The sequence below is a fragment of the Methanosarcina sp. WWM596 genome, from assembly GCF_000969965.1.
Taxonomy (GTDB): Archaea; Halobacteriota; Methanosarcinia; order Methanosarcinales; family Methanosarcinaceae; genus Methanosarcina.
Map to the genome: position 1 here is coordinate 2378777 of NZ_CP009503.1, position 13992 is coordinate 2392768.

18 protein-coding genes are annotated in these 13992 nt (G+C 42.0%); 5 read left to right on the forward strand and 13 right to left on the reverse strand.

The features are described from left to right. Nucleotides 1–105 precede the first annotated feature (105 nt). Nucleotides 106–684, forward strand: a complete 579-nt coding sequence (locus MSWHS_RS21590; protein WP_231585389.1) for a hypothetical protein — start codon at nt 106–108, stop codon at nt 682–684. After that, nucleotides 671–1207 (forward strand): RNA-guided endonuclease TnpB family protein, encoded by a 537-nt coding sequence (locus MSWHS_RS21595; protein ID WP_231585390.1) that lies wholly within the window; start codon nt 671–673, stop codon nt 1205–1207. The genes MSWHS_RS21590 and MSWHS_RS21595 overlap by 14 nt, the downstream gene beginning before the upstream one ends. A gap of 48 nt (nt 1208–1255) precedes the next feature. Here MSWHS_RS21595 and MSWHS_RS10365 read toward each other — a convergent pair whose 3' ends face one another. Genes MSWHS_RS10365 through MSWHS_RS10390 form a run of 6 tightly spaced genes read right to left on the reverse strand, consistent with a single transcriptional unit; the run spans nt 1256 to nt 5040 of the window. Continuing rightward, nucleotides 1256–1975, reverse strand: coding sequence for a DUF1673 family protein (locus MSWHS_RS10365; protein ID WP_048129970.1), 720 nt, complete (start codon nt 1973–1975; stop codon nt 1256–1258). Further along, complete coding sequence (locus MSWHS_RS10370) at nt 1976–2590, reverse strand: DUF1673 family protein (RefSeq protein WP_052722692.1); 615 nt, start codon at nt 2588–2590, stop codon at nt 1976–1978. After that, entirely contained in the window at nt 2591–3208 is a 618-nt protein-coding gene (locus MSWHS_RS10375; protein WP_048129969.1) for a DUF1673 domain-containing protein, read from the reverse strand. After that, nucleotides 3205–3834, reverse strand: coding sequence for a DUF1673 domain-containing protein (locus MSWHS_RS10380; protein ID WP_048129968.1), 630 nt, complete (start codon nt 3832–3834; stop codon nt 3205–3207). Before MSWHS_RS10380 ends, MSWHS_RS10375 begins: the two co-directional genes overlap by 4 nt. Before the next feature lie 5 nt (nt 3835–3839). Beyond that, complete coding sequence (locus MSWHS_RS10385) at nt 3840–4550, reverse strand: DUF1673 domain-containing protein (RefSeq protein WP_048159020.1); 711 nt, start codon at nt 4548–4550, stop codon at nt 3840–3842. A gap of 40 nt (nt 4551–4590) precedes the next feature. Beyond that, on the reverse strand, nt 4591–5040 hold the full coding sequence (locus MSWHS_RS10390; protein WP_048159021.1) for a hypothetical protein: 450 nt from the start codon (nt 5038–5040) through the stop codon (nt 4591–4593). Nucleotides 5041–5385: 345 nt separating this feature from the next. Between MSWHS_RS10390 and MSWHS_RS10395 the strand changes: the two genes are divergently transcribed. Further along, on the forward strand, nt 5386–5814 hold the full coding sequence (locus MSWHS_RS10395; RefSeq protein WP_048159629.1) for a hypothetical protein: 429 nt from the start codon (nt 5386–5388) through the stop codon (nt 5812–5814). A gap of 446 nt (nt 5815–6260) precedes the next feature. Here the strand turns inward: MSWHS_RS10395 and dapB are convergent, their stop codons facing one another. The 5 genes from dapB to MSWHS_RS10420 all read right to left on the reverse strand — a co-directional run bounded on the left by dapB (nt 6261) and on the right by MSWHS_RS10420 (nt 9882). Then, on the reverse strand, nt 6261–7052 hold the full coding sequence (gene dapB, locus MSWHS_RS10400) for a 4-hydroxy-tetrahydrodipicolinate reductase (protein WP_048129965.1): 792 nt from the start codon (nt 7050–7052) through the stop codon (nt 6261–6263). Beyond that, nucleotides 7049–7924 (reverse strand): 4-hydroxy-tetrahydrodipicolinate synthase, encoded by an 876-nt coding sequence (dapA, locus tag MSWHS_RS10405; protein WP_048129964.1) that lies wholly within the window; start codon nt 7922–7924, stop codon nt 7049–7051. Before dapA ends, dapB begins: the two co-directional genes overlap by 4 nt. A 72-nt stretch (nt 7925–7996) precedes the next feature. Further along, complete coding sequence (locus MSWHS_RS10410) at nt 7997–8191, reverse strand: 30S ribosomal protein S17e (RefSeq protein ID WP_048129963.1); 195 nt, start codon at nt 8189–8191, stop codon at nt 7997–7999. Between the two features lie 301 nt (nt 8192–8492). Further along, nucleotides 8493–8807, reverse strand: coding sequence for a hypothetical protein (locus MSWHS_RS10415; RefSeq protein WP_048129962.1), 315 nt, complete (start codon nt 8805–8807; stop codon nt 8493–8495). A gap of 310 nt (nt 8808–9117) precedes the next feature. After that, the gene (locus MSWHS_RS10420) at nt 9118–9882 is read right to left on the reverse strand and encodes a heparan-alpha-glucosaminide N-acetyltransferase (RefSeq protein WP_048129961.1); all 765 of its coding nucleotides are present in this window, start codon (nt 9880–9882) and stop codon (nt 9118–9120) included. A 562-nt stretch (nt 9883–10444) separates the two neighbouring features. Here MSWHS_RS10420 and MSWHS_RS20365 point away from each other — a divergent pair. Beyond that, the gene (locus tag MSWHS_RS20365) at nt 10445–10645 is read left to right on the forward strand and encodes a hypothetical protein (RefSeq protein ID WP_048159023.1); all 201 of its coding nucleotides are present in this window, start codon (nt 10445–10447) and stop codon (nt 10643–10645) included. Nucleotides 10646–10911: 266 nt separating this feature from the next. Here the strand turns inward: MSWHS_RS20365 and MSWHS_RS10435 are convergent, their stop codons facing one another. Further along, nucleotides 10912–11787, reverse strand: coding sequence for a CPBP family intramembrane glutamic endopeptidase (locus tag MSWHS_RS10435; RefSeq protein ID WP_048129959.1), 876 nt, complete (start codon nt 11785–11787; stop codon nt 10912–10914). 2 nt (nt 11788–11789) lie between these two features. Continuing rightward, the gene (locus MSWHS_RS10440; RefSeq protein ID WP_048129958.1) at nt 11790–12677 is read right to left on the reverse strand and encodes a DUF1616 domain-containing protein; all 888 of its coding nucleotides are present in this window, start codon (nt 12675–12677) and stop codon (nt 11790–11792) included. Nucleotides 12678–13075: 398 nt separating this feature from the next. Between MSWHS_RS10440 and MSWHS_RS10445 the strand changes: the two genes are divergently transcribed. Beyond that, nucleotides 13076–13972 (forward strand): SDR family NAD(P)-dependent oxidoreductase, encoded by an 897-nt coding sequence (locus MSWHS_RS10445; protein WP_048159024.1) that lies wholly within the window; start codon nt 13076–13078, stop codon nt 13970–13972. Nucleotides 13973–13992 lie beyond the last annotated feature (20 nt).

Below are 13992 nucleotides of genomic sequence, written 5' to 3' on the forward strand. Positions count from 1 at the left end.
TAAATAAGCAGGATACCCGTTGCTTTAGCTGCGGGAGGAATGCGTCAACACCCAATACCTGCTTTTTACACCTCTGTTACCTATATAATGTATCATGTGTAATATATGAATGTGGATAGAACGATTAAACTTAAACTCGGTGTTTCTGAGGAAGATAAACCTATCCTCAAGAAAACAATTATTCTTTTTAACACTGTGTTTAACGAGGTCGCTAAATATGGTTTTGAACATAAAACCAATAGTAAGGTATCTATCCATCACGCTACCTATAACGATATTCGAGAAAGGCATCCAGAACTTCCTTCTTCTCTTGTTCAGGGAGCTAGAGATGTTGCTTGCGAAGCTCTTAAAGGAGTCAAACTTAAAAATCTTCCAACTGCAAAGCCTTTTGCTGCTATCAGGTATAATCAGAGAGTAATTACTTACCATCTGAAACATGGAAGTGTAAGCATTGCTACTATAAATGGAAGAATCAAAGCAACTTTCAATGTCCCTAAATATTATCAAGAGTATGTTAATTGGGAAGTTAGGAGTTCTACTTTGAAATACGATAACAGGAAAGATGCTTTTTTCTTGCATATTATTTTTAGAAAAGAATCTCCTGAACGTTCTGGAAACAAAGTTCTCGGAATTGATAGGGGTATCGTGAACATTGCCGTTTGCTCTAACAATGTTTTTTTTTAACGGAAAACAAATTAAAAATGTCAGAGCTAAATATGCTTTTCTCAGACAGAAATTGCAGTCCAAAGGCACTAAGTCTGCTAAACGTCTTCTCAGGAAGATTAGCAGAAAAGAAAGACGGTTTGTGACTGACGTAAATCACTGCATTTCGAAAACCATAGTTAACATGTCTCATGACGTCTTTGCACTCGAAGACCTGACAAGTATAAGAGTCCAATCCAGAAAGGGAAAAGAGTTTACTCGAAAACTCAACAATTGGAGTTTTTATCAGCTTGCTCAGTTTTTGGAATACAAAGCAGAAGCTCTTGGTAAGGCTGTTATCTACATTGATCCCAGATACTCTTCTCAGAAATGCTCCAAATGTGGAGATATCCGTAAGAGTAACAGGAAAGGTAGTTCCTACCATTGTAAAGCTTGTGGTTTTGATATGCATAGTGACCTTAATGCCTCTCGTAACATTGCTCAAGCGGGTATATCTTGCCTGAGTAGGCTGCATGTCAATCAGCCAAACGTGGAAACGGTTTAACCGTTATTCACATGCTTGCCATTTTAATGGCGAGTCATTGACACGCCTTCACAAATGCCTTTCAATAAATGATTTCAGCTCTGCAGCCGAGGCTTCATCTGTGACTAAGGAATAATAAGGAGTCCATTCATACCATTTTTTGTGCCTGGTTTTTATGTACAGCTGCGTATTCAGGTCCAATAACCGGGTTTTTTGTTTCCTCTGCATAAGCAGTAAGAAGGGAAACAGGGAGATCAATAGCAGAAGTGGTTTCCATTCTCCTTCTACTACAACCATGTAGATCACGAATCCACAAATGGCAATTCCTCCAATTCCCAGAAGTATGGACATTTCCTTTGAACGTTTTTCATGCTTGTATGAAGCCACACTTTCAATCTCTTCATAAGGAATTTCTAAATTCTTCAGTCTGAAGACCTGCAGGTGTACCCCGAATCTGTCTGCCAGAACTGCTGCCTCGAAAGTTTTGAGAAATAGAACGTAGTAACAGGTGTTAAGCAGGAAGACACCTGCCAGGAAAAGTGTAATGTCCTCCGGATATCTCAGAAGCAGGCTGATGCCTATATAAAAAAGTACAAAAACCAGATTTGAATTTGCAGGAAAAATTACATTTGAAGTTCTGAATTCCGGTGAATTTCCTGTTTTTCCGGAAATTGGGGTCACGTTTGCAAAATCGAAGGGCTGTTTTGTTTGCTGTGCCATTTTCTTGCAAGCCGGGCACCAGCCCATCAGCTTTTTGATCTGGTCAAAAACAACAGCTTTAGCAGGCATCTATTTTCTCTCCTTAACCAGATACAAGGTTTTCCAGGTCCCGCAACTTTTGAAGTAGAGCGTTTTGTGGTTTTTCCGCTCCCAGTAAATCATTTGCAGGTAACAGAACAACAGGAAAATGAGGGAGCCTGCAAAGAAAGAATAGAGAAACGGCAGGGCAAACTTCCTGATCTCAGACCAAAGGTAAAAAGTCAGGAGCAAAAATATGAGACCTGGAATTCCGTGCCATTTTTTAAACAATTTCATCTTGCCGGAGTAATCGAGCATCGGTTCTTTTTCCAGGGAATCATATCTTTTCATTTGCCTCTTCCAGTCGAAGATGCCTACCAGCATGGAAATGCCAAGTCCGGCAAGAAAAGCCCCCCGGTTCAGGCCTGTTATGGTAAGCAGCACGGGATACAGGAGGGTAAAAATCGCGTTTAACAGGAGCATCCAGGTGCTTGCTTTTCTGTACCCATACAGGGTTTTCGATGTCCCTGTTTTTTCTCTTCCTTCCCGGGCATTTGCTTCAAAATTTCCGGAGGGAATTAGGTACCCGCTTTCAGGTGTTTTTGCATAAGGGCACCAGCCCATAAGCTTTTTGATCTGCTCGAAAACAACAAGTTTTGAAGGCACTTATCTTTCCTCCCTGATCACATACGATCTTTTCCGCTTTCCACCGCTTTTGTTGAGATAGATCGTTTTATGGTTTTTCCGCTCCCAGCAGAGTATCTGGAGATAGCAAAGCCACAGGGAGACAAGCCCGCCTGCAAAGAAAGACAGGGTTCCTTTCATGAGAAGATCCCTTTCCGGACCTCCCGCAAAAATCCAGAACAAAAGTGTGGCATAAAAAACTAGAGTTATTATTCGAAACAGTCGTCTATACAGGTTTTTCTTGCCTGAATAATCGAGAACTGGTTTTTGTGCGAGAGCATCGTAGCTTTGCATCTGCTTCTTCCAGGCAAAAATGAAAAACGTTACGGAAACGAATAATCCGGCAAGGAAAGCCGCTGTATTTGCCCCCAATTGGGCCATTACAAGGAAATATGCAAGTGTAAGAAAAGAATCAACCAGAAGGAACTTGCTGCTCAGTTTCCGAAACCAACCGGGATTTTCCGGGTCTCCGGAATCTTCACCTCTGGCCCGGGTATTCGCACTAAAATATTCAGGGTGGGTGGGATATTGAGTTTCGAGTGTTTTTGCATTCGGACACCAGCCCATCAATTTTTTAATGTATTCGGTATTCAGGTTCACAGTTCTCCCGCCTTTTCTCCAAGGGCATACAGCTTTTGGAACCCCCCTTCACTTTTTATATAAATTTTCATATGGTTCTTCCTCTCCCAGTAAATTAGCTGAAGATAGGTTCCCCCCATAAGAATCCAGGCTCCTGCAATGAAAGAATACAGTGACTGAGCGTTAAGAAAAGAGGGTATATAAGACAAGATATAAGACAGGAAAACCATAGGCAAAATCAAACCCAAAATCAGGACTAAGAAAATCCAGAATAATGTTTTTTTAAAGGAAGAAGCAATAAAGGGTTTTTTTGCCAGGGTATCGTACTGTCGCATTTGCTTTTTCCAGCCGAGCAAATAAATAAGTAGAGAAAGTGAAAGGCCTAAAAGGAGAGCCTCTGCATTTACACCTGTTCGGAACAGCGAATTTATGTAAAACGGAGTTATGAAAATCATTGGCAGAAGGATTCTGACGTCAAACCTGGAGAAGAGCCTGGAGAATTGATTCAGAACCCCAGGAGTCCTGGCTTTTTCTCCTCCGGATTGAGCATATGCTTCAAAGTTGGCAGGGCTAATTCGAGGTCCGGTTTCAAGTGTTTTTGCATTCGGGCACCAGCCCATCAGTTTCTTTATGTATTCCAGGGACATGGTTGTTACTCCGCTCCTGCATTTACGATACAGATCTCTGACATTTTACGGTCATATACAAGCACTATTTTTCCATTCCTCTTTTCCCAGTATACATCCGTAAGGTAATACAGAAAAGCTGTCAAACAAATGCCGGCTATGCCAGATGAAAATGCCGTGTTGAGTGAACCGAAGTAAAAAAGAAACACCAGGGGAGTTGGATCAAACTTAAAGTAGTACATCAAACCTATCAAGCAAAAAGCAGAGATTAAAAACAAAACGAATCCCCGGTTGAATTGTGAAAATAAGAGATACAGAAATACCAGAGAAAGAATTAGATTTACAATTCTCCATTTTGACGATACAGTTATAATTTTTGTTTTTTTGCTTGAGTTCTTTATGTTATCCAGATAATTCCAGCTCCAGACACAAAAGGTCAGGTTAAAGATAATTCCGAAAATTAACCCGGACATGAAACCTTTATCCATGGGACGAACTCCCTGGAATCCGATCCAATATATGGAAAAGAGGGTAAACACGGAGGAAGCTATTAATGACCTATTATGACGTTTGTTCCACCAACCAGAGGGTAAAATAGGGGTATTTCCTGCATCTCTTCCCCTGGATTGGTTATCAGCTTCCGAATATTCAGGGCAGATGGAATGTTGGGTTTCAAGCGTTTTTGCATTCGGGCACCATCCCATTAGTTTCCGTATACTTTTTACAAATACATCCATCGTTTACCCTTCCTTTAATTTTACGTGCCTTTATCCAGGCCTATTCGATCGATTTTTTTAATTTCTCAAACAATTCGTCAGCTATTTTTGTGGGGTCTTCCGAACTCTGGAGTTTGAGCTGCATTTCTTCTGCAAAGTCCCAGAGGAGTTCGATACATTCCCTGTACCTTTCGCAGGACCCGCATTCTCCCTCATGTTCGTACCAGACCTGCATTCCATGTTTTACTGAGACAAAGACTATTGCGCTGGTCTTGAAAGGAACGGATTTCCCGAAGAGAATCCCTTTCTTTGAGTCCAGCTTTTCTACTTCTATCCTGTTTGCTCTGGCCATCTCAAGTAGAGTTTCTTCAATGCGTTTATCCATACTGAGGAGGGCTCTTGATATTGCCTGTCTGGAGACCCCGAAACGCTTTGCTATATTGATATTCGGGAGCCCGTTTCGGCGCAGGACCCAGAATTCAAACTGTTTTTCACCTGCCGGAATGAACATAAGTAAACATCTAGATGTTGACTATTTATACCTTTCTATCTTTGTAACTTTTTAGAGTTCCAGTTATGAAAATTTCTACCAGATTGTGGGGATCCTGAAGTTTTCTCTGGAATAGTTTGATGATCTGACCATAAAATATTTATGGAACAAGGTTAAAATTTGTTTTCGACTATGGCGATTTATAAACGAATATAAAAATTACATTTTAAATGTATAGGCAACGTTTTCTGAGAAGGCTTGGATTTTACTTCCACAAAAACTTCCAGGGTGAAACTGTCGTCCTTGATGAATTACTGAAAATAATTGATCATGGGAATCAAAGTTAATCTGGAGGAACAAAAGCCGATGGAAAATCTCAAAAGGAAAGCCTTTATAGGTGCGTCGATTCTGGTTTTGTTGCTGTCAGTATTTTTTGTAGTGCGGTTCATAACCAACCCCTATTACATAGTCGGGCCTCCAACTCCGCTTTTTTGCATCCGAAATATGGATGAAGGGGCGCATGAACTCAGGGTGGAGGTCTTTGATTCGGAGAATAATTCCGTGCTTAATGAAACATACGAACTGGCCCCTGGTGAAAAAATCAGCTATCCCAAACCCTTCAGGTTCCGGGAGATGGGGGTTCAAATGGTGGATTACACATTCAAATTCACATTGGACGGCAGGTTTACGGAAACGTATAGTACGAAAGTTGATTCTTGGGGCACTGTTGAAGTAGAACTCTACGCTGATTATGCGGAGGGTCAGCCCCTTTCCATAGTGGAGACAGCTGTTTAAGACCCCTTTCAGGTTTGTTTTCAGCAAAAAATGAGTTTTTCCGGGTTTTGCAGGGCTCCATCTGGTTCATGAGAATCTGTTTTTCAGCCGCTGCTTTTCATTTTCTGGAGCCTGCATTTCCTGGAAAGGATGGTTTTTATGTGGAAATTTGCTTGCAGGTAGGTAACCTTGTCTGTGTTGTGGGATGATATGGTGTTTTCAGACTTCAGGGGTCGGGTACCTAAAAGTAAGCACCATCCTATTTCCTATATACTATAATTTATAATTTTCGCTACGTTTGACGTAAAAATTATTTCCAGTGAAATAATGATATTTTCAAAAAGTCCGAAAAAACTCGAGAAAATCAGATGAAAAAGAAGGACTCTGGGCCGGTTAAGGCCTGGAATAGAGGTTGGTCCGAATGATTTCAGACACAGCCTGTACAATTAATTTCTTCAAACTAAGCCTTACAGCCCGAGTACATCGTCCATGGAATATATCCCAGGTTCCTGCTTGCAGATCCATTCGGCTGCACGGACTGCGCCTTTGGCAAAGATCTGCCTGGAATGAGCCATATGCCGGATCTCAATCCTTTCGGAATTTCCTACAAAGAGTACTGTATGGTCTCCGGTGATATCTCCTCCGCGCAAGGCGTGGATGCCGATTTCTTTCCCGCGGGGGGCGAGACCTTCCCTTCCGTATACGTATTCTTTGCCGCCCAGAGCTTCACTGACCACATCAGCTGCGCGAAGAGCGGTCCCACTTGGGGCATCTTTTTTCTGGTTGTGGTGAGCTTCGATAATTTCTATGTCATAGTCTGCAAGATACTTTGCAGCTTCCTTAATGATCTTGAAAAATACGTTAACGCCTACGGAATAGTTAGGGGATATGACTGCACGTACCTTGTTTTTCCGGATCGCTTCATCAATTACTTCCCGCTGTTCCGGAGTCAGGCCTGTAGTTCCTATTATCAGGTTTACTCCGCATCCTGCAGCAACAGGAGCATTTACAATGGTTGCACCGGCTATAGTAAAGTCGATAAGGACCTCAGCCTGAGTCTTTTTCAGGACGGTTTCTAGATCTTTAACATCTGAAACCTGGATTCCCAGGTTGCCAACATGGGCAAATTCTCCTGCATCCCTTCCTATGTTGCCCACATCAAAAGCGGCAACAAGCTGCATGTTGGTGGAGCAGGTAATGTTTTCTATAATTAAGGAACCCATCCTGCCGCAGGCTCCGAGTACTGCTGCGTTAATCATCTCATTATCCCCAGTTTCTTGAGTTCAGTTACAAGCTTTAACTGGTTGGCATCGCTCATGGGAGCGAGTGGAAGCCTCAGGTGCCCGCTCGCGAGCCCGACAAGCTCTGCAGCTTTCTTAGCCGGAATTGGGTTTGTTTCAAGGAAAAGGGCACGTATCAGAGGAGCTATCTCGAAATGAATCTTTCTTGCAGTCTCGTAATCTCCCTTGAGGGCTGCATTTACCATTCCCGACATTTTGTCAGGCACAATATTTGCAACGACTGAAATAACTCCGCTGCCTCCCATGGAAATAATCGGAAGAGTCAGCCCATCTTCGCCTGAGAGAACCACAAAATCGTCATCTATAGTCTGCTCGAGGATCTGGGAAACTTTGCCGACGTTCCCGCTGGCTTCTTTGATTCCTACAATGTTTTCTACCTTTGCAAGTTTGGTGATAACATCCACAGGCACGTTCTGTCCTGTCCGGGAGGGGACATTGTAGAGGATCATAGGGATATCTACTGCCTCTGCAATTTTTTTGAAGTGAGCAAGCAGACCTGCAGGATTGGGCTTATTGTAATAAGGTGAGATAAGAAGTACGCCATCAACACCCGCATCTGCGGCGTGCTTTGTAAACTGGAGGGCTTCTTCTGTGTTGTTTGAACCTGTCCCTGCAATTACAGGAACCTTTGCGCACTCCACTGCAATGTCGATTACTTCTTCATGCTCCAAAGCGGAAAGGGTAGCCGATTCTCCGGTTGTGCCACAGGGTACGATCCCTGAAACTCCTCCCTCTTCCACAAATGCGATATTTCTTCGTAGCCCTTCCCTGTCAATCCTGTCATCTTTTGTAAAAGGAGTGATCAGGGCAGGCATTGCTCCTTCAAACATATAGATACTCCTGCCTATTCCCTGGAAGTAAGTTCTTTAAAAATAAGTTCTTTATCTATTCCGTAAACTTATTCAGTAAACTTTCATGCGTGCAACTTTTCTTGTGACGTAGCCTGCAACCCTGTTTCTAATTACTTTGCTTTCAATGGTCGTATACTTTGTCATAAGGATTTTGTTGGTCTCAAAGTCTTTTGTAAAAACTTCTCCGTAGTTTTCAAGCAGGCTAAATGCAGTTCTTTTGATGTTTGTCTGTCTTATATTTCCCATCGTATCTCCTCTTGGTTTTTGTTTTTTATTCCAGTTATTCAAGTTTTTGTGGTTTGTCTAACCATGTTTCCCTGTGAATTCTGGTTAACGTGAAGCGGTTAACGTGAAGCTGGAGAAGGAAGCGTTCCATGACATGGGTTTTCTTCTATCTCATATTAATGATTTAGCGGAAACTGGATTCAAAAAATTGACTATACTGATTTCGTCGACTAATAGGTGACTTGAGATTTATAAGTTTTGGGGTGAAAAAGTATTTTTTGGAATGTCTCTACCTTTTCTGTAAATGTTTTTTCTTGCCTCTTCATCTTTTCTTTCTACTGTTGCTCTTTACATAATCAGTCTTTCCAAGAAAGCGGTCAAGTGTTCCTGCACTTTTAAAAACAGGTTCTCTTACTCCTTTGCGGTTAATAATAAGCCCGAATAAAACAATGAGCAGGCCAAGCTCCGGCTTTATCTCAATGCTGATTGCCCCTAATAGGATCAAGGAAGAAGCTGCAAGCCCCCGGAGGGCACCTTTCCTGTAGGAAAGATATCCTGTCCTTTTAAATATTCGAATATCTCGAATTGTCAGGAAGAGGACTACAAAATAGGCAAGCATTGCAATTTCCAGATACATTCTTTTCTCCATTTCTAAGTGTTGCGATATGAGTGGACAATATTAGATCTGAAAATATTATCGGTTATGTGAATAATATTTATGTGAATAATATTTATGTGAATAATATACTAATGAGCAGTTACATTGTATATTGGTACACTGTATATTGATACACTGTATATTGATGCCGGATAATAATGTAAAATTAAGTATTCTATATTATATATAAAACCAGCAGGTTTAAGTTCCTTCTGTTAATTCCCTTTTCGCCAAAAAAGCAGGCGAAAAAGCAGTTTTTTACGAAATAAACCGGGCACGTAGAATATATCTAGAGCATTCCCGGGTCAAGGAGCCCGCTCAGAAGCAAAAACCCGAGGAAAACAGGCTGGTGAATGAAATATATGAACAGAGAATGTTTTCCTACCCAGGAAATGAGTTTCAAAAGCAAAAATTTGTCTGCTTCAGGGATTTCAAACTTCCTATTCCCACCTTTATAAAGAGAGTTCCCAAGGAAAATTCCTGCAAGGAGCACTCCAAACCAGGGAAACAGAGGAAAATAGTCAAGGGTTATGAAGCCTTCAGGCTTGAAGCCCATCCAGAGTAGAGCAGAAAATCCGAAAGTTCTCTCTTTGAGGTAGAATCCTATAATTGTAAAAAACAGGCAGAAAAGCAGGTTTTCTCTTTCGTATTTCAGGAAAGGGTAAGCAAGCACTGCAGAGACTCCGAAAAAGTGCAGGATCCCGAAGAGAATATACTGTCCCGGAAAAAAAAACCAGGTTATCCCTGTGATTATCATTCCCATTGAAAAAAGTCTCAGCCCTCTTTTAAGGTATTTTGAAAAATTTTTTGCAGGCTTTCCTGAGACTTCATTAGCAAGAGCTCTTGAATGGCTTATGGAAAGAGCGGTTCCGGATATCAGAATAAAAAGGAAAGCTGAACCCCTACCAATATAAAGAAAAGTGCCGGACCTTAACTCAATATCAGCAAGCCCGAAAAAATCCAGGTCATAGAGAAAATGATATCCAAGCATTAAAATAACGGCAAAACCCCGCAGGCAATCAATTTCCCAGAAGCGATTTGAGTGCCTTTCCATATCCTTTTTCTCCAAAATGCCCTGAAATCTCGTTAATAAAGAACTTTTGACTCCTTCTAAAGAGAGCCACACTTATATATTCTGTGGGGCACAGGGCATAAAGAGGGCGGTAATCCTTACTTCTTTTTCCTTTTACTTCTTTTTTCTCTTACTTCTCCCCTCTCTTACTTCTCCCCTCTCTTACTTCTTTTTTCTCTTACTTCTCCCCTCTCTTACTTCTTTTTTCTCTTACTTCTTCCCTCTCTTACTTCTTCTCCTGACTACCAGTAAAATCTCAACACCTGTTACGATTCCGGCAAGCAAATAGAAGAATCTGAGAGCCTGATTTTCATACTCCTGAATTTCCCGCTCTTTTGCTGAATCTTTTGATGGAACTTTTCCAGCAGTTGTAGCCGTAGCAGTATCTTCATCTCATTAATTGTTGTGATTTTCAGGTTAAGCCTCATCTTCTGCTATACCGTCTATTCTAACCCTGTATGCTCCTGGAGAAACCCCTGAATAGGATACAGTAGCTGTTCCGTTACCGGTCTAGGCGCTCTCTGTCTTTGAGAGAACCTTGTAATTGTACTCTCTCAGGTATACAGGCACAGTCTTTTCAAAGGAAACCAAAATCTCCACTTCTTCTTCAGGGGAGGCAAGCCCGCTAATTATAAGGGTGTCCCCAATTTCAGGGTTCTCGGGGCTTAGTTTTCAGCCTGTTACCTTTGCAGCGGCAGGAGAGGTTGCAGCTCTGAAAAACAGGGTTGGTATAATGAATAAATAAAATAGGAGCTCTGGTCCTGCTCTGTTTGGTTTGAGCATCATAGACTTCAGTGGACAAGCTATCAGAAATTTTCTGATAATCTTCGACAAACAGGATTACAGATGGATACTTGCATTACTGCAAATATCCAAGTGACGTAATCATTCGAAGGAAGCTCCGCCCTCGTTTTCATCAGAAAGCAGGGTGGGGTAGTTCACTCTCTATTAACTTACTTAAGTTATGTGCTCTGTAATATGTAGTTTCTTTTATACTTTTTTCAACAGTTCTTATACCAGTCCCAGTCCAGGCCCCAGGTGAGGAATTAGCCCGTATAAAAATATGTTTATAAAACCGTGGATCATTACTACGAGAGCAAGGCTCTTTGTCCTGTAAAAGAAATACCCGAGTACGCCACCTGCAAGAAAAGTATATGCCATTTCGTAAGGTGTGCCATAGCTTGAATGCATTATCCCGAATAAAAGGCTTGCTAGCAGGATGCCTCCCGCAGGGCCTAAGAATTCTTCCAGCCTTGTCTGGATAATCCCTCTGAAGATGAATTCTTCTGTAAGGCTGACTACAAAAATCATTATAATTGTTAGTTCCAGCAGGTTAATGAGTGAAAGATCAGGAATAAGAGGCCTGGCTTGAATGAATACATTTTCTAACTCTGCAAAAATCAGGCCTGCAAGGATAGAAGAGGGCAGATAAATTTTCATTTTCTTGAGTAAATCTACTTTTCTTTCCCCCGGAATTTCCTGATAAACGGATATTATAATTGCCGGAATTGCCATGGGTACATATATGAATACGAATGAGTAAAGGTTGGATTCAAAGAAGATAGGCATTGAAAGGTTTACCAGGCGAAGAATGGGCAGGAGTATAAACGCCTGGTGAATTTTGCGTATCTCCAGTTTTTTTGAAACTATTATTGAAAGTGAAAAGATGATAAGAAGTAATGTATAGGTTATTGCGGCTTCTTTTATTCTGCCGCTAAAAATTAACAGTTCGGCAAAAGCAATAGCAATAACAGGACCTCCTGCGGAAAATATTTTTTTTAGGAACCCGTTTTTTTCATCAGTCTTCATTTTAAACATTTTCCCAAGCTCCGGCAAAGAGATCTTTCCTGCTTCCAGTTCCGAGGGTGGATATTCTGGAGGTGCCATCGTCAGGCCTCCTTTGTAACATTAATCCAGAGATGGACATTCCTGTAAGGTACGTTTTTTTCAGTATCATTAAAAAGCAGAAACTCCAGTTTCATATCCTTTCCTTCTATGGGTGGAGTAAAAGTGACTGGTTCTTCCCAGGATGCGTTATCGTCAAGGCTGATATATTTCTGGTTTTCCGGAAGAGGCAGGGGACGATTTTCAAGCCTCAGTTCCATCGTATAATCTACAGTTCTGTGCTCATGGTTTGCAATTCCTACCACTACTGTCCCACTGTCTCCGAGGGTGTAGTTTGTGGGGTAGTTCTCAGCCATTCTGTCAGGTCCCAGGATGTAAAATTCGGTGAATGACTCTCCTTCTTTGGGATTTCCTATGACATAAGCAAGGCTGCCAAGAGAGGCCAGAACCGAAATTACCAGTAAGATTGAAAGGGCTCTGTCGGTTCCGGACCCGTGCTTCTCCAGAAGCTCTGCCTTCAGGGCAAGGATAGACGCTTTGAACGGGACTTCAAAGGCTTCAGCTTCAGGCAGCTGGAGTCTTCTGTAGCATGCCGCCCCGCACATGAGAAGAGTAAATATTGAAAGCCCTGTGAGTACGGGAACTTCCCTGATTCCCCAGTCAGTGTAGTTCATTCCAAGTCCCATGAGTGGGACTACGGCAATGCTTAACCCTAAGGAAAGCAGGGCTCTCTCAATTCCTTCCAGATCTTTTTTTGCAGGAAAAAGAGTCCCTATCAGGGCATACCCCGGTAAGAAAAGGACCAGGAGAAGTCCAAGGATTGTGCGCAGAAAGCTCCCGCTAAGTACGGGCACAAGTACGAAAATATCAGTAAGGATTACAAGACCTGCTACAAGCAGCAGATCCAGAGGCAATTGTCGGTTTCCAGCCATTTTTATCACTGCTAAAATATTTAGTATACTCTCTTCCTATAATTTATAGTTATGTGAGCTTCCCGCCAATCTCCTATAGATTATTCAATTGTTCTGGTAAACCGATAAGTAAGCCACTAATTTGAATTTATTTTCTGGAAATTATCCAGTTCCCTCAAGCTGTACGGATAACTGTACTTTACTGATCAGCTGGTTTATCGTGGTGGCCTGAATTTCCCCAATTTTTTTAATTCCCCTGTATTCATAAAGCTTCTTTCGATGAAAAAATTTTCCCTTCTGATAAAATTTTCTCCTGATGATCTCTGTTTCTTCTATCTTTCATTTTTTTTATCCAAAACTATGGAACTTTCAGGCCGGCATGGAAAATTTTATTTTGTACCTTTTCCTTCTTTCGGAACATGAATGTGCTGGTTACAGGAGGAGCAGGTTTCATAGGCTCCCATATAGCTGAGTATTTCGCAGAAGCAGGACATAGTGTGAGGATACTTGATAATCTCACTACGGGTTTTTCCCGAAATGTCCCTCAGCACAGGAATGTCGAATTCGTTCAGGGGGATATCTGTGATTCCTCTTCGGTCGAAAAGGCTGTCTCGGGTATGGACTGCGTTTTTCATGAAGCTGCTCTCGTATCAGTGCCGCTAAGCTGTGAAAATCCAGTTGAGGCTTTCCGGATAAATACACTTGGAACACTTAATGTATTGCAGGCATGTGTCAGGGCAGGAGTCGAAAAATTTGTGACCGCATCCTCAGCTGCAGTTTATGGAAATAACCCTGAGCTTCCTAAAAGAGAGGCTATGTATCCTGAACCTGCCTCGCCTTATGCAATCTCCAAACTGGACGGAGAATACCTGGCAAGAATGTTTTATGAGGAGCACGGGCTTCGGACTACCTGCCTGCGTTACTTTAATGTATACGGCCCACGTCAGGACCCGAAATCTCCGTATGCTGCCGTGATCCCCATTTTTTTGGAAAGGGCAAAGGCAGGAAAGGATCTTCTTATTTACGGTGACGGACTTCAGAGCAGGGATTTCGTTCATGTAAGAGATGTTGTCAGGGCAAATGCAGCAGCTCTCGAGCACGGGGATGGTCAGTTTTTCAATGTGGCTATGGGAAAAAGTGTAACAGTCCTCGAGCTTGCTGAGACTATTCTTAAACTGACCGGTTCCTCAAGCCAGATCGTTCATGCCGGATCAAGGGCAGGAGATGTTCGAGACTCCAGGGCAGATGTCTCAAAAATTTCCGGCTGGTGGAAAGGTGAGATCGAACTGGAACAGGGATTAAAGAGCCTTATTTAAAGTCGTAAGAATTTATCTAT